Raw genomic sequence first — 24,760 nt, forward strand, 5'->3', positions numbered from 1 at the left:
CGGGCGAATAGACCTTCATCACCATAATCGGTCACCCTCTCCCGGCCCCCACCGGGGCCGGAGGTCAGGGTGTCCACCACCCGGGGGGAGGTCCCACCATCCGGATGGGGAAGGTCCGGGGTTCCTTCGCGTGCTCCTGCGGCTCATGGGGGAACAGGACCAGCCGTACGCCGATGGCGGCAACGACGCCTTCGGTGATCCGTACCAGGAGCGGCCCGCCCGGGTGCGGCGTGAGCAGTGCCCCGCCCACCGTCGCCGGAAAACCGATGGCGACGCTCCACACCACGACACGCCGGTCGACGTATCCGTGTTCCCCATAAGCTCCCGAAGCGGCGAGTGCGACGGGCAGGGCACCCGGAAGGGGCGAGGCCGGAGCCACGAAGGCCGGCACTCCAAAAGCGTGCGGGAGCGGGGTACCCACCGCCGACCCGCCCGCACCGAACAGCCCGGCGAGGAAGTCCACCCCGCAGCCGACCAGGGTGATGGCCCACCACGTCGCCAGGCAACCTCCTGAACCACCGCGGGAGGAGCACCGGTGAAAACCACCCCAAGAGGAGCACCGGCGAACACAAGGAGTGGCACAGCTTTATTTTCCACGGCCGAAACGGGAATGCGCGCACGCCACCGAGAGCACGTGTGTCCCCTTGGTGGCGTGCGCGCGGCCGCCACCGCGATCGGCCCGGAGGAAGGGGCCTGCGCGGTGACCCCGGCGGGGATTGCGCGCAGGACCTGGCAGCGGACGAACCCGGCCCGCACCGACCGATCGTTTCAGGTGCCGGCGGCTTTCAACCGATCACGCCGCGCGGCGTGCCAGTAGTCGTCGTTCAGCGGTACCGGGGCGGCGTACGTCGCCCCGGTCTGCGCCTCACCCTCCTGGGGGCCGTCGGTTCGTGCGGTTGCCGACCCCGCGGGAGATCAGGTGCGGTCGGTCTCGGTGAGGGCCGGCGGGGGATCTGGCGCGGCCAGGGTTTCCAGGAAGCGATGCCGTGGGGGGATACGGGGCAGGACGAGCAGGCCGAGGACGACCGCGGCCAGGCAGGCCGCGGCGCCGAGGCCCAGCCCGGCACGGGGGCCCAGGTGTTCGGCGACAGCGCCGACGATGGGCCCGCCGACGGGCGTGCTGCCGAGGAAGGTGACCGACCACAGCGCCATCACCCGGCCCCGGAAGGACGGGTCGGCGACCAGTTGGAGGGTGGTGTTCCCGGTCGCCAGGAACACGGTGCCTCCCATGCCGACGCAGGCCAGGGCCACCAGTTCGACGGGCAGCCAGGGAGTGACCGCCGCCGCCGCGGTCAGCGCGGCGGCGAAGGAGGCAGCGGCCCCGATCAGGGGGACGACCCCGGCCCGCCCGTAGGCGGCCACGGTCAGGCCGCCGGCCACGGCGCCGAGGCCCATGGCGGAGGCCATGAATCCGTAGGTGCGTGCGTCGCCGTGCGCCCCGGTGCGGGCAAGCAGCGGGATGACCACCTGGAATTCGTAGGAGAGTGTGCCGATCAGGGCCATCATGGCCAGCGGCGCCCACAGTCCCGGGGTGCCGCGCACGTAGCGCAGGCCGGCGGCCAACTGTCCGGGTGCCTTCTGCAGCGCCGGGCTCGGCTGGAGCTGGCCGGTGCGCATGATGCGCAGGGCAAGCAGTACCGCGGCGAAGCTGGCGGCGTTGGCCAAGAAGCACACACCCACCCCGACGGAGGCGATCAGGACACCGGCGAGTGCCGGACCGATGGCCCGGGCGGTGTTGGTCATCACGCTGTTGAGGCTGACGGCGCCGCGCAGTAGGTGCGGCCCGACCACCTCGGGCACGAACGTCTGCCGGGTGGGGTTGTCGACCGCGCTGACGGTGCCCAGCACGACGGCCAGGAGCACGACTATCCACAGCCGTACGAGGTGAGTGGCGGTCAGCAGGCCCAGCAGCAGGGCCAGGGCCGCGAGGGCGGTCTGGGTGGCCATCAGCAGATGGCGCTTGTCGGCGCGGTCGGCGATCAGTCCGCCGTACGGGCCGAGAAGCAGCACCGGCAGGAACTGCGCGGCGACCACCAGCCCGAGCACCGTGCCCGAGCCGGTCAGCTGGAGCACCAGCCAGGACTGTGCCACGGCCTGCATCCAGGTGCCGACCAGGCTGACGGACTGCCCGGCGAAGTACAGACGGAAGTTCGGCACCCGCAGCGCGGCGAATGTCTCCCTCCCACCGCGCCGGCTCATCCCGATGCCGCGTCGGCGGGGCCGCGGATGACGACCACCGGGCACGCGGCATGCTGGACGAGGTGCTGGCTGATCGAGCCCAGCAGCGCCTCGGTGAATCCGCCGTGCCCCCGGTTCCCCACGACCAGCAGCTCCGCCCCGCGGGCGGCGCCCAACAACACCTCTGCCGGGTGCCCGTGCACAACCCGGGTCCGGATCTCGACCGGCCGGTCAGCGCCGAGGGCTTCGTCGATCGCCTGGGTCAGGACCTTTGCCGCGTTGTCCGCGAAGTCGAACCCGGCGACCGCGGGGCCCGCTCCATACCACTGCGGATACTGCCAGGCGGTCACTGCCTCGACCACGCCGCCCGTCAAAGCGGCCTGCCGCGCCGCCCACCGCAGGGCGGCCTTCGACGGCTCGGAGCCATCGGCGCCCACCACGATCTGCGGGGCCGGCTCCGGTTCGATGCCCATCGCATGCCTCCTCACCGGTGCTGCGATCAGCCACCGTCACCATCATCGCCGTCCACGGCGCGCAGGGCATGGGACTCTTTCTTCCTCCACCCACCGTTGGGCACGGGCGCCGCCGCCGCACCTCGGAAGCGCACACCACCGCGAATCCTTCGGCTTCGGCGCCGTCATCCGGCCGCCACCCCTCGTGAATGACGGATGTCGCCCGTTCGGGGTCCGCGCGACGGCCGACGGGCACTGCCCCTGTTCGGCGCAAGTCCGCTGGTCACCGACGGTGCAGGCGGCCATGCTGGACCAGATGGGCCATGCTCACGTCAGCCGCCTGTCGTTCGCCCGTGGGCGAGCCGGAGAGACACATTGCTGCGAGGAGACCGCCGTCATGGAAATGCCCGCCGTGAACGAGTGCGTGGCCGAGGACTGCGCCTACAACCGGGACCGCGCCTGCCACGCGCTGGCCATCACCGTGGGCGACACGGCCGGCGTGGTGGTCCGGCACGCGCACTGCGACACCTTCGTCTCCACTCCGGCCAAGGGCGGCGACCCGTCCGTCACCGGACGGGTCGGCGCCTGCAAGATGTCGGACTGCCGGCACAACGCCGAACTCGAATGCCGCGCCCCCGGCATCACCGTGGGCTACCAACAGACCGAGGTCGACTGTCTGACCTACGCACCCGCCTGAGCCCGGGCTCGGCTTGGCCGGGTGCGCTGCGCCGCTGAGGTCCGCGACGAGCCGGCCACCTTAGAGATGTGCGGCGGGATCCTGGAGAACCGCTGGTACGACCGGCTCGGCATCCCCGCGTCCGGGTACGCCGCCGGCCGCTCGGACGTCTCCCACGGCCCCCACGAGTACGTCGACGAGCAGGAGCTGTTCCGGGCCGCCGCCGTCTATGCCCTCCACGCAGGCGAGATTCTCGTCGGAGCGTGTACCGCGCCCCGGGCTCAGGGGTAGGACACCACCTTCGACGGCACGGTGTTAGTGCCTGACGTCGGCGCGCCGGTGTCGTTGATGACGCACTCGTACTGCCCGTTTCCGCTGAGCGACACGACCAGCAGGTGGTGGAAGCGGACGCCCGGGCGGTTCGGGGCGGTGAAGCCGTGGTGCTGCACGATCGTGGGGTTGACGTTGTAGTAGCAGTAACTCCCCATGCCCCAGCCCTCGTGGGTGGTGACACGGTCGCCGACCTTGTACGCGGCGTATCCCTTGATCGAGCCGTTCTGGATGGCGGCCTGGTTCGGCGCGTCGTAGGCCTTCTCGTTCTGGAAGAAGATCGTGCGCCCGCGTTCGCCGTTCCACTGCACGTCGTACTTGTTGAAGTGTTCGACGAACAGGCCGGTCGCCAGGACGTCGTGGCCGTTGACGACGACGCCGTAGTCGCAGCGGTTGGTCTCCCAGCCGACCCCCTCGCCGTGGTCGGCACGCCAGATCCAGGTGTGGTCGATGATCGTGTGCCGGGCGTTGACCACCATGCTGGTGGTCGCCTTGCCGGGGCCCGCGCCGCCGATCCGGATGAAAACGTCCTGGACGGTGATCGGGTCGGCGGAGTGGTCACGGGAGGCGCCGCTGGGGCCGATCTCCACCAGGGTGCGGGAGTTGACCGGTCCGGCGTCGACGAGGAAGCCTGCCAGCCGTACGCCGTCGACGTCGGCCACCTGGAGGGCGGTGGTGCCGTTGTCGGGGATCAGGGTGGCGTAGCCCAGGCCGAGGACGACCGTGCCCGCGCGGTTGACCCGGATCGGCTGGTCGACGTGGTAGATGCCCGGTGTCAGCAGCAGGTTGAGGCCCTGGTCGAGTGCCTGGTTGAGGGTGGCAGCGGAGTCTCCGGGCTTCGCCACGTAGAACCGGTCCAGGGGCAGGGAGGTGCCGCGCGGGGTGCCGTTGCCCCAGGTGACACCGCGTGCGTCGCGGCGCAGCGCGGGCAGGAACACGCGGTAGCCGGCGCCGTCCAGGTACAGGAACGGTTTCTCGCGGGAGACCGGTGTCCGGTCGAGGGTGGTGTACGGCGGTTCCGGGAAGCTCTGCGCGGGGGCGCCCTCGACACCCGAGAACACCATGTTCCACACGGCGTTGGTCCACCCGCCGACCGAACTGTCCCGGGTGTACCACTGCTGCTGCGAGTACGGTCCGACCACGCCGTCGATCCGGCTGTCGGCGATGTAGCCGCCGCTGGCCCAGCCGTAACCGGCGGGTGCCAGGTTGAGGCCGCCGCGTATGTGCATCCGGCGGAAGGGGGCCGCCTGGGCGACCGCCCAGCGGTTGGTGCCGTTGACCGGGACGAGAGCCAGGTTCTCCGCCGAACGCCAGAAGTTCTGCGTGGCGTTGCCGTCGAACCAGCCGGCGTCGACCGTCACGTCGCCGTGGATGGTGGTGTCGTCGGGGGAGAGTCCGAGACCCGAGATCGAGGTGTAGAAGCCCAGTTGGGCGTTGAGTCCGTGGTAGGTGCCCGGCTTGAAGAAGAACTGGTAGCGGCCCGGGCCGAACTGGTCGGCCTCCTGCCGGGCGAAGACCTCGTCCAGCTTCGCCTGGATGCCCGGCGTCGACGGGTCGAAGACGATCACGTTCGGGCCGAGATCACCGCCGGCCAGGAGCCGGCGCCGCTTCCCGCGCTTCGCCGCGGCAGCGGGCGCGGTCGCAGCGGCCGGGGCGGCGGAGGCTGTGGTGGGCAGTGCGGCAAGTACGGGTACGGCGGCTGCGGCTCCGAGAACGGCCCGGCGGCGGACGGCGGTCCGGGGGCCGTCGGCGGGCGGCTGGGCGGTGGGGGAGTCGGAGGTCATGGGCGGCTCTCCTGGTTCAGGAAGTGAACGGTGTGGGGAGGTGGGAGCGCTCTCTCGCCGCTGATAGTTCATCCGTGGAACAGATGAGTCAAGAGGTGCGGCGAGAGTGGGGTGACTCCGTCCAAACCCTTGACGCCGCCCCTTCCGAGGGTTTAACTCACGTTCTAAATTAAGTCATGAGTCGCCTCCCCGGCGTCCCCCTGCGTCCTCCTTGCGTCTCCGTTGCACTCCCCTCGCACCCTGCCCTCGCGGAAAGGCACATCAGAAGCCATGCGCAGCATCCGAGCCGCGGCCACAGGCGCCGTCATCCTGTCTCTCGCACTCACCGCCACGGCCTGCGGCGGCGGATCCACCTCCGGCGGGTCCAACGACTCGCCCAAGGAGCTCACTTACTGGGCCTCCAACCAGGGCGCCAGTGTCGAGATCGACAAGAAGGTCCTCCAGCCCGAGCTGGACAAGTTCGAGAAGCAGACCGGCATCAAGGTCAAGCTGGAGGTCGTGCCCTGGTCCGACCTGCTGAACCGGATCCTCACCGCGACCACCTCCGGCCAGGGCCCGGACGTGCTCAACATCGGCAACACCTGGTCCGCCTCGCTCCAGGCGACCGGCGCGCTGCTGCCGTGGGACGCGAAGAACTTCGACAGGATCGGCGGCAAGGACCGCTTCGTCGAATCCGCCCTCGGTTCCACCGGCACCGAGGGGCAGGACCCGGCCGCGGTCCCGCTGTACTCGATGGCGTACGCCCTCTACTACAACAAGCAGATGCTCGCCGACGCCGGTGTCGACGCGCCCCCCGCCACCTGGGACGAGCTGGTCGCCGCCGGCAAAAGTGTCACCAAGGGCGGCAAGTGGGGGATAGCCATGGAGGGTTCGAACCCCTCCGAGAACATCCACCACGCCTTCGTCTTCGCCAAGCAGCACGGCGCCGACTTCTTCACCGCCGACGGCAAGCCCGACTTCACCAACGACGGCGCGGTCACCGCGGTCAAGCAGTACGTCGACCTCATGGCCAAGGACGAGATCATCGCCCCGGGCAACGCCGAGTACGCCCAGAACCAGTCGGTCAGCGACTTCGCCAAGGGCAAGACGGCGATGCTGCTCTGGCAGTCCGCCTCCGCCAACCTCAAGTCCCAGGGCATGGCCGACGATTCCTACGGCATCGCCCCCGTGCCCGTGCAGTCCGGCACCCCGGGCGCCGGCAAACAGGTCAACTCGATGGTCGCCGGCATCAACCTCGCCGTCTTCAAGAACAGCGACAACATCGACGGCGCCACCGACTTCGTGAAGTTCATGACCAGCGACGCCGAGCAGAAGATCCTCAACACGGCCTACAGCTCCATCCCGCCGGTCAAGGCGGCCCAGGAGGACGCTGCCTTCAACTCCCCGGCCAACTCCGTCCTGAAGGACACCCTCGCCCAGAGCGCCGTGGCCCTCCCGCAGGTCCCCGACGAGTCCCAGTTCGAGACCACCGTCGGTACGGCCGTCAAGGACCTGTTCGCGGATGCCGCGGGCGGCCGCGAGGTGACCACCGCATCGGTGAAGGCCGCCCTCACCAAGGCCCAGCAGCAGATGCCCAAGAAGTGAGCCCGGACACCGCCATGACCGCCACGGCCCCCACAGCAGAGGCCGCCGCGCGGAAGACCTCCCCCGGTGCGGAGCGCGGCCCCCGCCGCCGCACCGGGCGGATCCGCCGCATCGGACTGCCCTACCTGCTCCTCCTGCCGGCCATCCTCCTCGAACTCCTCGTCCACCTGGTGCCGATGGTGGTCGGCATCGTGATGAGCTTCAAGGAGCTCACCCAGTTCTACATCCGAGACTGGGGCACCGCCCCCTGGGCCGGCCTCGACAACTACAAGGTGTCGGTCGACTTCGACGCCCCCGTCGGCCAGGCACTGCTCCACTCCTTCTTCGTCACCCTCGCCTTCACCGTGCTGTCGGTCGGCCTGTGCTGGATCGTCGGCACCGCCGCCGCGATCTACATGCAGGACACCTTCCGCGGCCGCGGCCTGCTCCGTGCCCTGTTCCTGGTGCCGTACGCGCTGCCGGTCTACGCCGCCGTCATCACCTGGGTGTTCATGTTCCAGCACGACAACGGCCTGGTGAACCACGTCCTGCACGACCAGCTCGGCCTCACCGACAAGCCGTCCTTCTGGCTCATCGGCGACAACAGCTTCGTCGCGCTGCTGACCGTCTCGGTGTGGAAGGGCTGGCCGTTCGCCTTCCTCATCGTCATGGCCGGCCTGCAGAACATCCCCCGCGAGCTGTACGAGGCCGCCGCCCTCGACGGCGCCGGAATGATCCAGCAGGTCCGCCGCATCACCCTGCCGTCACTGCGCCCGGTCAACCAGGTACTGGTACTGGTCCTGTTCCTGTGGACGTTCAACGACTTCAACACGCCGTTCGTCCTGTTCGGCAAGGCCGCCCCCGAGGCCGCGGACCTCATCTCCGTCCACATCTACCAGGCGTCCTTCGTCACCTGGAACTTCGGCACCGGTTCCGCGATGTCCGTCCTGCTCCTGCTGTTCCTGCTCGTCGTGACGGGCGTGTACCTCGTCCTCACCTCGCGCCAACGGAGGCCGTCACATGGCTAGCTCCCCGAGGACCGCGGTCGCCTCCCCGATGGCCCCGCCCCGCTCGTTCCTCTGGTCCCGGCGGATCTTCCTCACCCTGCTCACCGGCTTCGTGATGATCCCGGTGTACGTCATGATCTCCAGCTCGCTGAAGCCGCTCGCGGACGTCACCGGCACGTTCCGCTGGCTGCCGAGCGAGGTGACGATCCGCCCGTACATCGACATCTGGTCCACGGTCCCGCTCGCCCGGTACTTCGTGAACTCGCTGATCGTGGCGGGCGCGGCGACCGTCTGCTCGGTGGTGATCGCGGTCTTCTCCGCCTACGCGGTGAGCCGCTACACCTTCCGAGGCAAGCGCGTCTTCACCGTCACCGTGCTGTCGACGCAGATGTTCCCCGGCATCCTCTTCCTCCTCCCGTTGTTCCTCATCTACGTCAACATCGGCAACGCCACGGGCATCGCCCTGTTCGGCTCGCGCGGCGGCCTGATCCTCACGTATCTGACGTTCTCCCTCCCGTTCTCCATCTGGATGCTGATCGGCTACTTCGACTCGGTGCCGCGGGACTTGGACGAGGCCGCGCTGGTCGACGGCTGCGGCCCGCTCGGCGCGCTCTTCAGGGTCGTCGTCCCGGCCGCGATCCCCGGCATCGTCGCGGTGGCCGTCTACGCCTTCATGACGGCCTGGGGCGAAGTGCTCTTCGCCTCGGTGATGACCAACGACACCACCCGCACCCTCGCCGTGGGACTCCAGGGCTACTCCACCCTCAACGACGTGTACTGGAACCAGATCATGGCGGCCTCGCTCGTGGTGAGCATCCCCGTGGTCGCCGGCTTCCTGCTCCTGCAGCGCTACCTCGTCGCCGGCCTGACGGCAGGAGCCGTCAAGTGACCGACTTCCCCGCATCGGACAACTCCGCTTTGCCCGAAAGGACTTCTGTGGCCATCGACTATGCCGCCCTCCCCGAGGACTTCCTGTGGGGCACGGCCACCTCGGCGTACCAGATCGAGGGAGCCGTGGCCGAGGACGGTCGTTCGCCGTCGATCTGGGACACCTTCGCGCGCACCCCCGGCACCATCGACAACGGCCACCACGGCGACACCGCCTGCGACCACTACCACCGCTGGCGCGAGGACATCGACCTGATGCGCCGCCTCGGCACCAACGCCTACCGCCTGTCACTCGCCTGGCCCCGGATCGTCCCCGGCGGAGACGGCCCGGTCAACGTCAAGGGCCTCGACTTCTACGACCGGTTGACCGACGGCCTGCTCGAGGCCGGCATCACGCCGTCCGTCACCCTCTACCACTGGGACCTGCCCCAGGTCCTCCAGGACCGCGGCGGCTGGCCGGAGCGCGACACCGCCGAGCACTTCGCCGCGTATGCCTCGGCGGTCGCCGCACGCCTCGGTGACCGCGTGCACCACTGGACGACGCTCAACGAACCCCTGTGCTCGGCCTGGATCGGCCACCTGGAAGGCAAGATGGCGCCCGGTCTGACCGACCTGACGGCGGCCGTCCGCGCCTCCTACCATCTGCTCCTCGGCCACGGCCTCGCCGCGAGCGCCATCCGCGCCGCCGTCCCCGGCGCCCAGGTGGGCATCGTCAACAACCTCTCCACGATCCACGCCGCCACCGACAGCCCCGAGGACCTGGCCGCCGCCACCCGCATGGACGGCCACACCAACCGCTGGTGGCTCGACCCCGTGCACGGCTACGGCTTCCCGGCCGACATGCGCGAGGTCTACGGAGTCGAACTCCCGGAACAGCCAGGTGACTTGGCGACCATCGCCGCCCCGCTCGACTGGCTCGGCCTCAACTACTACTTCCCCCAGGTGGTGACGGCCGACCCCGACGGCCCGGCCCCCCACGCCGCCACCGTCCGCCGCGCCGACGTGCCGCGCACCGGCATGGACTGGGAGATCGACGCGAGCGGCATCGAGACACTGCTCCTGCGCCTGACGAACGAGTACGGCGCCCGCAAGCTCTACGTCACCGAGAACGGCTCCGCCTTCCCCGACACGGTCCGCCCCGACGGCACGATCGACGACGCGGAGCGCCAGGACTACCTGGAGCAGCACCTCGCCGCCTGCGCCTCCGCCGCCCGCAAGGGCGCCCCGCTCGCCGGCTACTTCGCCTGGTCCCTGCTGGACAACTTCGAGTGGGCCTACGGCTACGACAAACGCTTCGGCCTCGTCCACGTCGACTACGCGACCCAGACCCGCACCATCAAGGGCTCCGGCCACCGGTACGCGGACATCATCCGCGGCCACGAGGGCGAAGCCCGGCGGGCCGCTTAGGGGCCGCCCCGGCGACACCGCTCCCAGACCCCGGGACCGGGACCGCAGACCCCGGGACCGCAGACCCCGGTGGGCGTGAGCGAGCCCGAAACTCGCGCCCACCGGCAGCACACGCACACAGCCGCACACAGAAGCCCCCACCGGTAGGTACAGGCACGCACAGGCACATCAGTCAGGGAGCCGGCGCCCCCACACTCCCCAAGGAGAGCCGCATGCCGTCCCGCACTCCCCGAACTCCCCGTACAACTCCCCGTCGCACCGTCCTGACCGCCCTTGTCACGGCCGCCGTACTGTCCGCAGGCTCGGCCTTCGCGGCCCCGACAGCCGCAGTCCCGCAACCGGCCGCGGCGGCAGCGGCCGCCTGGGACGACGACCGCGCCGCCGCCGCGTACGCGGCCGACCCGACGGCCGTCACCGCTTCCGGCAGTGAGAATCCGGACGTCGGCCCCGGCCGCGCCACCGACGGCAACGGCTCGACCCGCTGGTCCAGCGACTTCACGGGCAACGCCTGGATCCAGGTGGACCTGGGTACGACCCTCCGCATCGCCCGCGTCACCCTGGACTGGGAAGCGGCCTACGGCAAGCGCTACGTCCTGGAGGTCTCGAGGAACGGCACGGACTGGGCCCCGTTCTACACGGAGACCGCGGGCACCGGAGGCTCGGTCACGGCTCACACGTACCCCCAGGAGGTGACCGGCCGCTACGTCCGGATGCGCGGCATGGAACGCGCCACCCCGTGGGGCTACTCCCTCTACTCCTTCAAGGTCTACGGCGGCGAACCGGCCCCGGCCTCCACCACCCGCGCGAACCTGGCACTCAACCACCCCGCCTACACGAATCTCTACCAGCACGCGGGCAACTCACCGGCGTTCGTGACGGACGGCGGCTGGCCCGCAGACCTCAAGGCCGACCGGACACGCTGGTCCAGCGACTGGAACGCCGACCGCTGGGTCTCGGTCGACCTCGGCGCCCGCTCGACCATCGACACGATCGACCTCTACTGGGAAGCCGCGTACGCGGTCGACTACGAACTCCAGGTCTCCGACGACAACCGCACCTGGCGGACGGTCCACCGCCCCTCCGCGTCCGAGGTCGCGGCCCGCCGTGCCGACGTGAAATCACCGGCCGAGGCAACCGGCAGGCACGACACGGTGAGACTCGCCCAGCCCGCCACCGGTCGCTACGTCCGCATGCTCGGCAAGGAGCGCCGCTCCTTCCACAACCCCGCCCCGGCGACGGCCCAGTTCGGATACTCCCTCTACGAGTTCCAGGTCTGGGGCACCGGCGGCAGCGCGACCGCGGCGTACCCCGCCCTCCCCGCCGACCAGCCCGGCACGTATCGCACCACCTTCTTCGACGACTTCACCACAGCCTCCCTCGACCGCTCCAAATGGCGGGTCGTCCGCACCGGCACCGAGATGGGACCCGTCAACGGCGAGTCACAGGCCTACGTCGACTCCACGGACAACATCCGCACGGAGAACGGCAACCTGGTCCTGGAGGCGAAGCACTGCAAGGGCTGTACCCGCGCAGGCGGCGGCACCTACGACTTCACGTCCGGCCGCATCGACACCAACACCAGGTTCGACTTCACCTACGGCAGGGTCAGCGCACGCATGAAGCTCCCGGTCGGGGACGGTTTCTGGCCCGCGTTCTGGCTCCTGGGCAGCAACGTGGACGATCCGACGGTCTCCTGGCCCGCCTCCGGCGAGACCGACATCATGGAGAACATCGGCTACGGCGACTGGACCAGCACAGGACTGCACGGCCCCGGCTACTCGGCCGACGGCAACATCGGCGAACGCCAGACCTACCCGGGCGGTGGCCGGGCCGACCAGTGGCACACCTACGCGGTGGAGTGGACCGCGACGGGCATGCGCTTCTCCGTCGACGATCGCCTCGTCCAGGAGACCACCCGCAACACACTCGAGTCGACACGCGGCCAGTGGGTCTTCGATCACAACCAGTACGTCATCCTCAACCTGGCCCTGGGCGGCGCCTACCCGGCCGGCTGGAACAAGGTCACCACTCCCTACTGGGGCCTTCCCCGGTCGAGCGTGGACCGCATCGCCGCCGGGGGAGTCCGGGCGGAGGTGGACTGGGTGAGGGTGGAGCAGAAGGGGTAACCGCGGTAGCCCTCCTCGTCACCCCGGCCCGGCCAGGCCTCGGCCGGGGCGACTTCCGGCTGAACGTGTTCGCCACCTGCGTTGTCAAGGCCCTGTGGGGGCGCCCTACGGGGTGTTCCCGCCCGAGGGCGGGTTTCCGGTTCCGGTCAGCAGCCGCAGCAGGTGCGCGCAGGCCGGTTCCTCCCGCGCGTGCCGGGTGACGACCGCCCAGGTGCCCCGTTCGTAGGCGCCGGTCTCCCACATGCCCGGGGTGGTGCGGGAACGGCGCAGGTAGAGGAAGTCGGTCGGCAGGGGAGAGGGCTCGTGCACGCCCTCGATGTAGTAGTGGCCGTCCCGCACGCCCAGGGCGCGCAGGACGGTGTGCAGAGTGCCGCGGTTCACCGGCGGGCCCGGGTCAGTCCGCCGCGTGAGCGAGGTAGCCGTGGTCCAGGAGCCATTTGACGTTCAGCCGCTCGCCGTCGCCCGGGGTGAGCAGGGCGGGGTCGAGCTTGATCTGCTGTCCGCCGCCGGGCTGTTCGAACCAGGGGGCGATGCCGCCCTGCCAGACGGCGAAGGACTGCGTGACGGTGTAGCGGTGGTAGTCGCACGGGTAGGCCGGCTCGCGGGTGTTGAGGTTCTGCGGCGGCAGTGCCCGCTTGGCGTAGGAGTCGCCGGCGGGGGCGAGGTAGGAGCCGTACTCGGAGCCGAACCGGTCCAGGTCCTCACCCGGCTCCAGGACCTCCACGTGCTGGTCGACCTTCCCGTTGACCTCCGCGAATCCGTCGTTGGGCGGGTACTTCCACCCCGCCGGTCCCTCAGGGTCCTCGTCCTTCCAGTACTTGGCCAGGAACGCGCCGGGGGAGAGGTCACCGGTGCGCTGGTAGTTCTTCAGCAGCGGTCCCACCGGGGCCTCCCAGGGGCGGGGCAGGGTCTCCGGACCCAGCCGGGCGTCGTCCTGGTACGCGCCGGTGCACGGGGCCGGGCGCGGGTGCGGGGCCGCTTGTCCACTCCGGTGATGCTCCTCGGCCGCGGGGGGAGTGGTGGTCATCGCGGGTGAGGCGGTCGCGGTCGTCGGGGACAGTGCGGTGGCCAAGAGCAGGGTCAGGGCGGACAGGGTGGCGCGGGAGCGGTTCTTCACGTGTCGTACTCCGGTGCTCGTCGGGGCGCCCTGGCTCGTACGAGGCCACCCGCTAGGGCGCGCAGTGGCAAGGTGAACAACGACGGTGGCGAATGCCAGGGCCGATGCTGTCGGGGCGTTGTCGCCCGGCTTTCGCAGTCAGGAGGTGGCCGTCCCGGCCGGTTCGGCGTTTCGACGTGAAGATCAACGATCGCGTGACGGCGAGGACACGCGTTCTCGTGACCGGGGACGTGGAAGGTGGAAGAAGGGCCGGCCGGACCGTCGCAGGGCGCTCGTTTCCGTCGCTCAACTGCTCCGGCCCGGCGAGTGGATGGAGCGGAGAGTGGATGGAGCGGAGAGAAGGAGAGATGCCGACAACCGTTCCCACGGGCGGCCGTGCACTGTCGGGCCGTCCGTCGGGGTGTCACCATGAGGCGGTGCCACGGCCGGTGATCCTGCCCGGCAGGCACCGGCCCGGCCCGGTCGCACCGTTCATGCAGCGAGGAACCGAACCACAGGGAGCCGCCGTGATCGCGCACGTGACCGCCGTCCTGCCCCGTCGAACCCGCCTCCCGCTCGTCCTCGCGGTCCTGCTGCTCGTCGTCCTCGCGCCGACCGCACCGGCGCTCGCCACCGGCGCACCCACCGTCGCCGTGGACGGGGCCGCCGACACCGCCCGGTCCGCGAAGTCGCGCGGCGGGGCCGAGGTCGTCGCGGTCACCCAGGTCGCCGAGCGGCAGGTCGACCTGTCGGTGAGATCGCAGGCCCTGGGCGGCCGTACCGTCAAGGTGCGGCTCCTGACCCCCGACGGCTGGGACCCCGGTGACCGGCGTCAGCACTGGCCGACCCTCTGGCTGTTGCACGGATGCTGCGGCGACTACACCTCATGGACCAGCCTCACCGATGTCGCCGGGATCGACAGCCTGCGCGACGACGTGCTCGTGGTGATGCCGGAGGCCGGCTGGAACGGCTGGTACAGCGACTGGTGGAACCACGGACAGGGCGGCGACCCCGCGTGGGAGACCTTCCACACCGTCGAGCTGCGGCAACTCCTGGAGCGGGACTGGGCCGCCGGCCGCAACCGTGTCGTCGCCGGGCTGTCGATGGGCGGCCAGGGCGCCCTGCAGTATGCCGCCCGGCACCCCGGCATGTTCAAGGCGACCGCCGCGTACTCCGGCTCCGCCCACCCCCTGCTGAACGACGAGTCGGCCGGCCGCATCATGGGCTTCTTCGCCGGGCAGGGCAACGACCCGCTGCGCGTCTGGGGTGACCCGGTGGCGCAGCGCCGCATCTGGAAGGCCCACGACCCGTTCCACCTGGCCAAGCGCCTCAGGTCGATCCCGGTCTACCTGTCGTGCGGCGACGGCACCACCGGCCCCCTGGACCCGCCCGGCAGCACCAGCGCGCTCGAGGCCGACTTCAACCGGCAGAACCACGCCCTCGCCGCCGAACTGGAACGCGTGGGCGCGAAGCACGTCACCACCCACTTCTACGGACCGGGCACCCACGGCTGGGCCTACTGGGAACGCGAGCTGCACGCCTCGCTGCCGCTGCTGCTCGGTGCGCTGCGGGTCGACGGATGAGCCCGCTCCCGTAGAGGCCGACCGCTGAACCGACGCGCCGACGACCGCGCCGGCGCCGGCGCCCGGAACCGCCCCTGGGAAGTCAGTGGGGCACACGGGCGAGAAGCCTGCCCCCGTACGTACGCAAGTACGGGGCAGGCAGTCTGCGGACGGGCCGTGCTGTCGACCCGCCAGGCCCGCCTGCCCGCCTGCCCTGCCCCCGTCCGGTCCGCCCTGCCCTGCCCCGCCCGGTCGTTAGCCCACCCGGGTTGCCCGGGTTGCCCGGACCACCCGGTCGCGGTGGTGGCGATGCGGCCTGGGGCCGCCGACCGCACCATGGGGCATGTTGCTGACCGGCAAACCTGTCGGCACCGGCCGGACGCGAAGGAGGCCCCGCGGTGGGCGAGCTGTACATCGACGGCGAGTGGACACAGGCGGCGGGCGGCGGGCGGCGGGAGGTGGTCAACCCGTACGACGCCTCCGTCGTCACCACCGTCGACGAGGCGGACGCCACCGACGTGGACCGCGCGGTGCGCGCCGCCCGGCGTGCCTTCGAGGAGGAGGAGTGGGCGAACACCCCCACCCGTCACCGTGCCGACCTCCTGCTGCGCGTCCACGACCTGCTGCTGCGCGACAGGGACGAGATCGCCCACACCGAGACCCTCGACACCGGCAAGACGCTGACCGAGTCCCGCTTCGACGTGGAGGACGTGGCGAACGCCTTCCGCTACTTCGCGGAACTCGCGGGCAAGGACGGCGGCCGTGTCGTGGACGTGGGCCCGGATGTCCTCAGCCGTGTCGTCTACCAGCCGATCGGGGTGTGCGCGCTCATCGCCCCCTGGAACTATCCGCTGCTGCAGGCCTCGTGGAAGGTCGCGCCGGCGCTGGCCGCCGGCAACACCTTCGTCCTCAAACCCAGCGAGGTCACACCGCTCACCACGATCGCCATGATCCGGTTGATCGAGGAGGCCGGCGCACCCCCCGGCGTCGCCAACCTGGTGTTGGGCTCCGGGGCGACCGTCGGCGCGGCCCTGACCGGCCACCCCGAGGTCGACCTGGTGTCCTTCACCGGAGGCCTGGCCACCGGACGCACCATCATGGCCGCCGCCGCCGAGGGGCCGAAGACCGTCGCCCTGGAACTGGGCGGCAAGAACCCCAACATCGTCTTCGAGGACGCCGACTTCGCCGCCGCCGTGGACTACGCGCTGGACGCCGCCTTCCTGCACGCCGGGCAGGTCTGCTCCGCCGGTTCACGCCTGCTGGTCCAGGACTCCCTGTACGACCGGTTCGTCGATTCCCTCGCCCAGCGCGCCCAGGCGATCCGCCTGGGCAACGGCATGGAGGAGGGTACCGAGAGCGGCCCGCTCAGTTCCGCCGAGCACCGTGACAAGGTCGAACGCCACATCGCCTCCGCACAGGAGGAGGGCGCACGGCTCGTCACCGGCGGCACCCGACCCGACGACCCGGCGCTGAGCAGCGGTTTCTTCCTCCTGCCGACCGTCTTCGCCGACTGCGACCGGTCCATGCGCATCGTCCAGGACGAGGTCTTCGGACCGGTCGTCACCGTCGAGCGCTTCCGCACCGAGGACGAGGCGGTGGAACTGGCCAACGACACCCGCTACGGCCTGGCCGGCGGCGTATGGACCTCCGACGCGAGCCGCGCCCAGCGCGTCGCCCAGCGGCTGCGGCACGGCACCGTGTGGATCAACGACTTCCACCCCTACGTGCCGCAGGCCGAGTGGGGCGGCTTCGGCCGCTCCGGCGTCGGACGCGAGCTGGGCCCCACGGGCCTGCGCGAGTACCAGGAGGCCAAGCACATCTACCAGAACCTCGCCCCCGCCCCCTCCGGCTGGTTCAAGGGCTGACCGGGCGCGGCACACTGCCCTCCCACGGCCCTTCCGCCGCCTCCTGCCTCCTGCCTTCCACCGCCTCCTGCCTTCCACCGCCTCCTGCCTCCCACCGCCTCCCGCCGCCCTTCCACCACCCGACGGCCGTCGAAGAGCCGAAGAAAGGCACCCCATGGCCCCCACCACCCCGCACGGCGTCGAGTCCGCCTACGACTACGTCATCGTCGGCGGCGGCACCGCCGGCTGTGTGCTCGCCGCCCGCCTGAGCGAGGACCCCGACTGCCGAGTCTGCGTCATCGAGGGCGGCCCCAGCGACGTCGGCGACGACCGCATCCTGCGCCTGCGCAACTGGATCAACCTGCTCGGCTCGGAGTTCGACTACGGCTACACCACCGTCGAGCAGCCGCGCGGCAACTCCCACATCCTGCACTCGCGTGCCCGCGTACTCGGCGGCTGCTCCTCCCACAACACGCTGATCAGCTTCCTGCCGCTGCCGCAGGACCTCGACGACTGGGTGGCCCACGGCTGCACCGGCTGGGACCCGGCGACGATCCTCCCCTACCGCGACCGGCTGCTCACCAAGATCGTGCCGGTGGCCGAGGCCGACCGCAATCCCATCGCCAAGGACTTCGTCACCGCCGCCGCCCGCGCTCTCGGCGTCCCCGTCATCGACGACTTCAACGCCGGGCCCTTCGCCGACGGCGTCGGCTTCTTCTCGCTGGCCTACGAGCCGGAGGGCAACCTGCGCTCCTCCGCGTCCGTCGCCTACCTCCACCCGATCCTGGACCGCCCCAACCTCACCCTCCTCCTGGAGACCTGGGCCCACCGGTTGCTCGACGACGAGCAGGGGAGGCTGACCCGGGTCGCCGTGCGCGGCGCCGACGGTGAGCCCGCCACCGTGCGCGCCGAGCGCGAACTCCTGCTGTGCGCCGGCGCCATCGACACCCCGCGCCTGCTGATGCTGTCCGGCATCGGCCCGGCCGACGACCTGCGCCGCCTGGGCATCGAGGTGCGGACCGACCTGCCGGGGGTGGGGGAGAACCTGCTGGACCACCCCGAGTCCGTGATGGTCTGGGAGACCGACGGCCCGCTGCCGCCCAACTCCGCGATGGACTCCGACGCCGGCCTGTTCCTGCGCCGCGACAAGGGCCAACCGCGCCCGGACCTGATGTTCCACTTCTACCAGGTGCCGTTCACCGTCAACACCGAACGCCTCGGCTACCCCGTTCCGGAGCACGGGGTGTGCATGACGCCGAACGTGCCGCGGGCCCGCTCCACCGGCCGCATGTGGCTGCGCAGCGCGGACCCCGCCGAGCACCCCGCCCTGGACTTCAGATACTTCACCGACCCCGAGGGCCACGACGAGCGCACCATCGTGGAGGGGCTGAAGATCGCCCGGGAGGTCGCCGCCACCGATCCCCTGAGCGGCTGGCTGGTCCGCGAGGTCGCGCCCGGCCCGGACGTCACCTCCGACGCCGACCTGTCGGAGTACGGGCGCCGCGCGGCGCACACCGTCTACCACCCGGCGGGCACCTGCCGCATGGGCGCCGCGGACGACCCGATGGCCGTCTGCGACCCCGAGTTGAGACTGCGCGGCGTCGAGGGCGTACGCATCGTCGACGCGTCCGTGTTCCCGACGATGCCCGCCATCAACCCCATGGTGACCGTCCTGCTCGCCGCCGAACGCGCCGCCGACCTGCTCACCGGACGCGCCGGGCCCGTGGGCCGGGAGGCAGCACAGTGACCGGGCCGCAGCCTCCCGCGCCCGCGGACGGCGGCTGTCCGGAAGCCGACACGTCGGGCCGGTACCGGGTCGACGTACCGGGTCGCCAGAACACTGTCCTGCCCCTGTGTCGCAGGCATTAGAGCACCGGCAAGAGGTCTCCCGCGCTCCGCGCGCCGCCGCAGATGCCGTCGGCTGCCGAGAGCCGACGTCCTCGCCCTCAGCGAAGGAGAAACACGGCCATGTCGACCGCTGGAGAGAAGGACGCCGGAGCGGCGCCGGAGGAGTCGTCGACAGAGGACGGGCCGACGGGCACGGGCAGGCTCAAGCCCGTGGTCTTCTTCGGGGCGGCCGCGCTGATCCTCGCGATCTCGGTCTGGGCGATCATTACGCCCTCCGGTGCGGAATCGGTCATCGGAGTGACGGTCGACAAGATCTCCTCGTGGTTCGGCTGGTACTACTTCCTCGCCGCGACCCTGTACCTGGCGTTCGTCATCTTCATCGGCATCTCCAAGTACGGCACGATCAAGCTGGGGCCCAAGCACTCCACGCCCGACTACGGCCTCTTCACATGGGGGGCGATGCTGTTCGCGGCGGGCATCGGCATCGACCTGATGTTCTTCTCGGTCACCGGACCGGTCAGCCACTACCTCGCGCCACCGGAAGGCGAACCGGAGACGGTCGAGGCCGCCCGACAGGCCGTGGTGTGGACCCTGTTCCACTACGGCATCACCGGTTGGGGCATGTACGCGCTGATGGGCATGGCGCTCGCCTACTTCTCCTTCCGGTACCGGCTGCCGCTCGCGATCCGCTCCGCGCTCTACCCGATCATCGGCCGCCGGATCCACGGACGGATCGGTGACACCGTCGACTTGGCGGCCATCATCGGCACTGTGTTCGGCATCTCCGTGACGCTCGGTATCGGCGTGGTGCAGCTGAACTACGGACTGAAATTCCTCTTCGGCGTCCCGGAGGGGCTCTCCGCGCAGATCGGCCTGATCGTCGTGGCGGTGCTCATGGCCACGGTGTCCGCGGCGTCCGGTGTGGACAAGGGAATCCGCCGACTGTCCCAGCTCAACGTCCTCCTCGCCGCCCTGCTGATGATCTTCATCCTGGTCGTGGGCGAACCGTTCCGGCTGCTCAACGCGATGGTCCAGAACGTCGGGGACTACGTCAGCCGTTTCCCGTCGATGACCCTGAACACCTTCGCCTACGACCAGCCCATTGAGTGGCTGGACGCGTGGACGCTCTTCTTCTGGGCCTGGTGGATCGCCTGGGCGCCGTTCGTCGGGCTCTTCCTGGCCCGTATCTCCCGCGGCCGCACCTTGCGCCAGTTCGTCGCGGCGACGCTGATCATCCCGTTCCTCTTCACCGGCCTCTTCCTGTCGATCTTCGGCAACACCGCCCTGTTCCTGGTGCGCGACGGGAACACCGAGTTCGGCCAGACGGCCGTGAACTTCCCCGAGCAGGGCTTTTACGGCCTGCTGGACCAGTATCCGGGCGCTCTGTTCAGCGCCGGACTCGCGACGTTCGTCGGGCTGTTGCTGTACGTCACCTCCGCGGACTCCGGGGCCCTGGTCATGGGCAACCTCAGCGCGGACCTGCCCACCCCGGTGACCGACGCGGCCCCGTGGCTGCGCATCTTCTGGGCGGTCACGACAGGGTTGCTGACCCTCGCCATGCTCATCGTGGGCGGAGTGCAGGCACTCACCGACGCCACCATCATCATGGGACTGCCCTTCTCCTTCGTCATGTTCCTGATCATGGCGGGGCTCTATCTGGCGTTGCGCACCGAGCGGATGCGGGCGGAGACGCGGGCCGCCACGCTGCCCGGGTCGCTCTCCGGACGGATGACGTTGCACGGCCCGCCGGGGGCACTGAACTGGCGGCAGCGGCTGAAGCGGGCGATGGCCTTCCCCAACAGGCGGGCGGCCACGAAATTCATCGACGAGGTGTGCCGCCCGGCTTTCCAGGAGGTGGCCCAGGAACTGCGGGGGCAGGGAACGGAGGCGGAAGTCCTGGAGGGCGTCGACGAGGAGACCGGCCTCACCCACGTCGACCTGCGGGTACCGATCGGCCCGGACGACGAATTCGTCTACGGGGTCCGGCCCGTCGAGCTGCCGACCCCCGAGTTCGCCACCCGGTCGATCAGCACGCACGACAGCTATGTGCGCTTCGAGGTCCGGCTCGCCGAGGGCAACCAGGACTACGACGTGATGGGTTACACCCGGGAACAGCTCATCGCCGACAGCCTCGACCAGTACGAACGGCACCTGGAGTTCCTGCGGGTGCGCCACGAGGCGGCCGCCCGCTCGGGCTTCCCCGACCACCGCCCGGACGACCCGGAGGCACACCTGCCGGAGTAGCCCCTGCGAGGGCGACGGGCAGTGCGATGAGCCGACGAGCGGGTGAGCCGACGAGTGGGTGAGTGGGTTGGGCGACCGGGTGAGCCGGCGGTCAGCGCAGCGTCTGGAGGGCGTAGAGCGTGCCGAGGGCGACGGCGAGAGTGCCCAGGGTGAGCCGTAGCGCGGCCTCGGGGAGTCGGGGCTGGAGGCGGGCGCCGAGGTAGCCGCCGACAAGGCCGCCGAGTCCGCAGGCCAGGCCGAGGCTCCAGTCCGGTGCGACATCGCCGGGGCTGACGAGCCCCAGAAGCGCGAAGGTGGCGGCGCCGACGAGGGACGTGACGAACGTCGAGGCGAGAGCGGCGGGGGCGACACGGCCTACGGGCATGCCCCGGCCCACGAGGATCGGGCCGAGCAGGGAGCCGCCGCCGATGCCGTACACGCCGCCGATGACCCCGACGGCGAGGGCGAGGCCGCTCACGGTCCGGCCGGACGGTTCGACGTGAGCACGGTTCTGCTGCGAGTCCTGTTGTGAGGAGCCCCGCCGCAAGGAACCCTGCCAGAGGGTTCTGGCGCACAACCACAGCCCGAGCGGTACGAGGAGCGCGGCGATCAAAAGGCGGAAGACCGTCGGGCTCGGCAGCGCGAAGACCCGGATCACCGCGCCGATCACCACCCCCGGGACGGTACCGAGAACCAGCCGCCGGGCGAGCGGACCGCGCAGAGCCCCGTCCCGACGGTAGCGCCACAGGGCCCCCGGGCCGGCGACGACGTTGTAGAGGAGGTTGGTCGGGGTGACGGCCGGGCTCGGCACACCGAACAGACTGAGCTGGACCGGCAGCAGGAACACCGCGCCGGAGACCCCGACGGGCGCGGTCACGACCGAGATCAGCGCGCCGACGATCATCCCGGCCGCCAACAGTTCCACGAGTGCTCCCGGGTCGGGGTCGAGATCGAACGCATCCGGCCGCCCAGTGTGACGTGGAGCGACCTCCGGCACGAATCCATCGGGCCCTTCGGTGAGTTCGGTGAGTTCCCGAGTTCCGCGAGGTTGTAAATCGGAACGGCGTTCCGTATTGTAAGCGGAGCAATGTTCCGTTTGGGTCGCGGCGACGGGCCGGGGAACCGGTTCACCCCTCCCCGGCCCGCTCCGGCCGGACGGGAAACATGCGCTCGTCGATGTCCGCGTCGATGTGGCTGGGCGTCAGAAAAGGGAAGGCTTCTCCATGCCCGACTCGAACAACTTAAACAACTCGAACAACCCGAACGCACGGAAGGCCGTGAACGCACCCACCACGGTGGTATCCGCCAGGCCGGTCGTCCTGCCCGCCCCCGGCCGTGACGAGGACCTTCAGGTCGGCGTGTCCGCTCCCGCGACCGGTGCTGAGCTGCCGGTCGTCGTCTTCTCGCACGGCTTCGGCGCGTCGATGAAGGACTACGCCCCGCTGGCGGACTTCTGGGCCGCTCAGGGCTTCGCGGTCCTGCAGCCCACCCACCTCGACTCCAGGACGCTCGGCCTCCCCGCCGAGGACCCCCGCACGCCGCGGATCTGGCGCTTCCGCATCGAGGACCTCAAGCGTGTGCTGGACGGACTCGACGTCCTGGAAGCCGCCGTGCCGGGCCTCGGCGGGCGCCTCGACCACAGCCGTATCGCCGTGGCAGGCCACTCCTGGGGAGCCCAGACGGCGAGCACACTGCTGGGCGCGCGCGTCCTCGACTCCGGCGGTCTTCCCGGCGAGGACATGTCCGACCCCCGTGTGAAGGCGGGTGTACTGCTCGCGCTGACCGGCCTGGGCGACGACCTGACCCCGTTCGCCGCCGAGCACTTCTCCTTCATGAGGCCGTCCTTCGACACCATGACCGCGCCGGCCCTCATCGTCGCCGGGGACCACGACCGGTCCGCGCTGTCCACCCGCGGACCGGACTGGTTCACCGACCCCTACACCTACAGCCCGGGAAGCAAGAGCCTGCTCACCCTGTTCGGGGCGGAGCACTCGCTCGGAGGCATCCAAGGGTACGAGGCCGCCGATACGACGGACGAGAGTCCCGCGCGCGTGGCACTGATCCAGAAGCTCACCACGGCCTTCCTGCACAGCGCCCTGTACTCCGAGGACACCGGCTGGAAGGCGGCTGCCACCGCACTGGAAGAAGACCCCAGCCCGTTGGGCACGTTGCGGCACAAGTAGGCGAGTCCCACCAGGACCGATCGCAGGGCTGAGCCGGCCGGGCACGGCGGTCAGTTGGCCAGGGCGATGCGTTCCGCGTGGGCGACCTTCACGGACGCGATGTCGGACAGCTCGCGGTTCCCCTCGAAGTCGCTGTACTCGTTGAACTCGCCTTCGTCGGAGTCGGTTTCGCCGGAGGCCAGGTGGGTCGTGCCGACGTAGGTCTGGCCGACGAAGTCGCCGTCCTGGTCGAAGGCGTTGACGACGACGGAGTAATTGGCGTTCCCTTTCCCCTTGTTGGTGATCCGATAGCTGAACTCGTACGTCTCGTCGACGTCCGTGTCGCAGTCGTTGTACGAGTAGAGGTCGTCGTCGTCGCAGTACGCGCTGTCGCTGTCATCGGAGACGAGTTTGCCGTCCGAGACCTCGACATGGTCCATCACGTCGCCGTCCTCCCCGCCCAGCACCCACCAGGTGACACCGCCACCGGCGAGGAACGCCACGACGACGGCGGCGATGACGGCGAGTACGAGGGTGCGCCTTCCCGGCCCCGAGCGGCGGTCAGCCATCGGCGCCGGAACCTGAGAGGCCTGAGGGGCCTGAGGGGCCGGGGGAGTCGGGGGAGCCGAGGGCGGAGTGGAGGGGAGCGGGGGTGCGGATGCCGGTTCCGGGTTTGATGCCGGTGCCGAACCCGGAACCGGTCTTTCGGGGGTCCTGTGGTCGGACATGGTGTGGCGGCTCCTCGTCGAGGCGGTGCGCGCCATGGGCGGCACGGGCGAGTGGTCCATCGGGGCGAGCGGAGGCGGCACTTGTCCTTGGGCTGCGGTGTTCTGCGTTCTGTTCTTCCTGCCCTCTGTGTAGCGAAGCCCGGCCCCGGCCAGCAAGGGCAGCGGGCCGCGGATGCGATGTGAACGGGCCGGGGTCGCCGGAATCCTCTGGAATTCCGGCGACCCCGGCCCGTTCATGCCCACGCGTCTACGCCTGGGCCGCGGCCGAACTGCCCGCCAACATCGTCTTCGACCCCGACCCGCCGACCCGTCACCGCTGGGTGATGGCCCGCCGGAGCCTGTCCGACCCGGTTGAGAGCGCCTATTACCTCGCCTACACGCCCGTCGGCATCGAGATCGCCGACCTGGTCCGCGTCGCCGGCAGCCGGTGGGCGGTCCAGGAATGCTTCCGGGCTGCGAAGAACGAATGCGGCCCGGACGAGCTGGACGAGTACGAGGTCCGCCACTACGTCGGCCGGTACCGGCACATCGCGCTCGCCATGCTCGCCCACACCGTCCTGGCCGCACTCGCCGCCCAGGCTTCTGTCGAGGCTGCAAAGGGGGTTGCGGAAACGGACCAGCCCCCGTCCCGCTCGCCGTGACAGAGAGCCGACGGCTCTTGGGCGCTCTCCTGCCCCACCCTCGAGCCGACCGGGACCCCGTCGCCCATGCACTGAATTGGCCGGCCTGGAGAAGACGCCGACAAGCCGTCGCCCGCCACTGCCGCTGCCACTGCCGAGAACACAGCTCAGGGCGGTGTCAATTCGTTGAAGCAACACCTTCGGTCAGGGCTCGCTGGAAGGCTTCCTGTGGGGTGAGGTAGCCGAGACAGCGGCGGGGCTGGTTG

The 24,760-nt window shown here is 70.4% G+C and carries 21 protein-coding genes; 13 read left to right on the plus strand and 8 right to left on the minus strand.

Going from position 1 to position 24,760, the window contains the following annotated elements:
* Positions 1-64: 64 nt before the first annotated feature.
* The 3 genes from ACFYQA_RS37015 to ACFYQA_RS37025 all read right to left on the minus strand — a co-directional run bounded on the left by ACFYQA_RS37015 (position 65) and on the right by ACFYQA_RS37025 (position 2,651).
* The gene (locus ACFYQA_RS37015) at positions 65-502 is read right to left on the minus strand and encodes a sulfite exporter TauE/SafE family protein (RefSeq protein ID WP_388927761.1); all 438 of its coding nucleotides are present in this window, start codon (positions 500-502) and stop codon (positions 65-67) included.
* 413 nt (positions 503-915) lie between these two features.
* A complete protein-coding gene (locus tag ACFYQA_RS37020; RefSeq protein WP_388927713.1) occupies positions 916-2,199 on the minus strand; it encodes an MFS transporter in 1,284 nt (427 codons plus the stop codon).
* Complete coding sequence (locus ACFYQA_RS37025) at positions 2,196-2,651, minus strand: universal stress protein (RefSeq protein ID WP_388927716.1); 456 nt, start codon at positions 2,649-2,651, stop codon at positions 2,196-2,198. Before ACFYQA_RS37025 ends, ACFYQA_RS37020 begins: the two co-directional genes overlap by 4 nt.
* Before the next feature lie 376 nt (positions 2,652-3,027).
* On the opposite strand from ACFYQA_RS37025, the gene ACFYQA_RS37030 reads away from it, so the two are divergent.
* Entirely contained in the window at positions 3,028-3,327 is a 300-nt protein-coding gene (locus tag ACFYQA_RS37030; RefSeq protein ID WP_386422356.1) for a DUF1540 domain-containing protein, read from the plus strand.
* A gap of 21 nt (positions 3,328-3,348) precedes the next feature.
* On the plus strand, positions 3,349-3,597 hold the full coding sequence (locus tag ACFYQA_RS37035; RefSeq protein WP_388927719.1) for a hypothetical protein: 249 nt from the start codon (positions 3,349-3,351) through the stop codon (positions 3,595-3,597).
* Here ACFYQA_RS37035 and ACFYQA_RS37040 read toward each other — a convergent pair.
* Entirely contained in the window at positions 3,588-5,420 is a 1,833-nt protein-coding gene (locus tag ACFYQA_RS37040) for a coagulation factor 5/8 type domain-containing protein (RefSeq protein ID WP_388927722.1), read from the minus strand. The two genes, ACFYQA_RS37035 and ACFYQA_RS37040, sit on opposite strands and share 10 nt — an antisense overlap.
* Positions 5,421-5,690: 270 nt before the next feature.
* On the opposite strand from ACFYQA_RS37040, the gene ACFYQA_RS37045 reads away from it, so the two are divergent.
* From ACFYQA_RS37045 to ACFYQA_RS37065, 5 genes are all read left to right on the plus strand, one after another.
* The gene (locus ACFYQA_RS37045) at positions 5,691-7,004 is read left to right on the plus strand and encodes an ABC transporter substrate-binding protein (protein WP_388927724.1); all 1,314 of its coding nucleotides are present in this window, start codon (positions 5,691-5,693) and stop codon (positions 7,002-7,004) included.
* Between the two features lie 14 nt (positions 7,005-7,018).
* Positions 7,019-8,011: a carbohydrate ABC transporter permease gene (locus ACFYQA_RS37050; protein WP_388927727.1), complete on the plus strand. Its 993-nt coding sequence runs from the start codon at positions 7,019-7,021 to the stop codon at positions 8,009-8,011.
* A 28-nt stretch (positions 8,012-8,039) separates the two neighbouring features.
* The gene (locus ACFYQA_RS37055) at positions 8,040-8,879 is read left to right on the plus strand and encodes a carbohydrate ABC transporter permease (RefSeq protein WP_388927764.1); all 840 of its coding nucleotides are present in this window, start codon (positions 8,040-8,042) and stop codon (positions 8,877-8,879) included.
* Between the two features lie 47 nt (positions 8,880-8,926).
* On the plus strand, positions 8,927-10,285 hold the full coding sequence (locus ACFYQA_RS37060; RefSeq protein WP_388927730.1) for a GH1 family beta-glucosidase: 1,359 nt from the start codon (positions 8,927-8,929) through the stop codon (positions 10,283-10,285).
* Between the two features lie 212 nt (positions 10,286-10,497).
* Positions 10,498-12,411, plus strand: coding sequence for a discoidin domain-containing protein (locus ACFYQA_RS37065; RefSeq protein ID WP_388927733.1), 1,914 nt, complete (start codon positions 10,498-10,500; stop codon positions 12,409-12,411).
* 105 nt (positions 12,412-12,516) lie between these two features.
* On the opposite strand, the gene ACFYQA_RS37070 is transcribed toward ACFYQA_RS37065, so the two are convergent.
* Together ACFYQA_RS37070 and ACFYQA_RS37075 are read right to left on the minus strand one after the other, a co-directional pair.
* A complete protein-coding gene (locus ACFYQA_RS37070) occupies positions 12,517-12,792 on the minus strand; it encodes a hypothetical protein (protein ID WP_388927735.1) in 276 nt (91 codons plus the stop codon).
* A 13-nt stretch (positions 12,793-12,805) separates the two neighbouring features.
* Positions 12,806-13,528, minus strand: coding sequence for a TNT domain-containing protein (locus tag ACFYQA_RS37075; RefSeq protein WP_388927738.1), 723 nt, complete (start codon positions 13,526-13,528; stop codon positions 12,806-12,808).
* A gap of 506 nt (positions 13,529-14,034) precedes the next feature.
* Here ACFYQA_RS37075 and ACFYQA_RS37080 point away from each other — a divergent pair.
* From ACFYQA_RS37080 to betT, 4 genes are all read left to right on the plus strand, one after another.
* Entirely contained in the window at positions 14,035-15,090 is a 1,056-nt protein-coding gene (locus ACFYQA_RS37080; protein WP_388927741.1) for an alpha/beta hydrolase, read from the plus strand.
* 377 nt (positions 15,091-15,467) lie between these two features.
* Positions 15,468-16,934, plus strand: coding sequence for an aldehyde dehydrogenase family protein (locus tag ACFYQA_RS37085; protein WP_388927744.1), 1,467 nt, complete (start codon positions 15,468-15,470; stop codon positions 16,932-16,934).
* Between the two features lie 154 nt (positions 16,935-17,088).
* Positions 17,089-18,660, plus strand: a complete 1,572-nt coding sequence (locus ACFYQA_RS37090; protein ID WP_388927747.1) for a GMC family oxidoreductase — start codon at positions 17,089-17,091, stop codon at positions 18,658-18,660.
* Between the two features lie 221 nt (positions 18,661-18,881).
* A complete protein-coding gene (betT, locus tag ACFYQA_RS37095; RefSeq protein ID WP_388927750.1) occupies positions 18,882-21,005 on the plus strand; it encodes a choline BCCT transporter BetT in 2,124 nt (707 codons plus the stop codon).
* 91 nt (positions 21,006-21,096) lie between these two features.
* Here betT and ACFYQA_RS37100 read toward each other — a convergent pair whose 3' ends face one another.
* On the minus strand, positions 21,097-21,888 hold the full coding sequence (locus ACFYQA_RS37100; protein ID WP_388927767.1) for a sulfite exporter TauE/SafE family protein: 792 nt from the start codon (positions 21,886-21,888) through the stop codon (positions 21,097-21,099).
* A 319-nt stretch (positions 21,889-22,207) separates the two neighbouring features.
* On the opposite strand from ACFYQA_RS37100, the gene ACFYQA_RS37105 reads away from it, so the two are divergent.
* On the plus strand, positions 22,208-23,167 hold the full coding sequence (locus ACFYQA_RS37105) for an alpha/beta hydrolase family protein (protein ID WP_388927753.1): 960 nt from the start codon (positions 22,208-22,210) through the stop codon (positions 23,165-23,167).
* Between the two features lie 50 nt (positions 23,168-23,217).
* Here ACFYQA_RS37105 and ACFYQA_RS37110 read toward each other — a convergent pair whose 3' ends face one another.
* Positions 23,218-23,715 carry a hypothetical protein gene (locus ACFYQA_RS37110; RefSeq protein WP_388927756.1) on the minus strand — a complete coding sequence of 166 codons (498 nt, stop codon included), beginning with the start codon at positions 23,713-23,715 and terminating at the stop codon, positions 23,218-23,220.
* 338 nt (positions 23,716-24,053) lie between these two features.
* On the opposite strand from ACFYQA_RS37110, the gene ACFYQA_RS37115 reads away from it, so the two are divergent.
* A complete protein-coding gene (locus tag ACFYQA_RS37115; RefSeq protein WP_388927758.1) occupies positions 24,054-24,515 on the plus strand; it encodes a hypothetical protein in 462 nt (153 codons plus the stop codon).
* Positions 24,516-24,760: the final 245 nt, after the last annotated feature.

This window comes from Streptomyces sp. NPDC005774 (assembly GCF_042871645.1).
Classification (GTDB): Bacteria; Actinomycetota; Actinomycetes; order Streptomycetales; family Streptomycetaceae; genus Streptomyces; species Streptomyces pratens.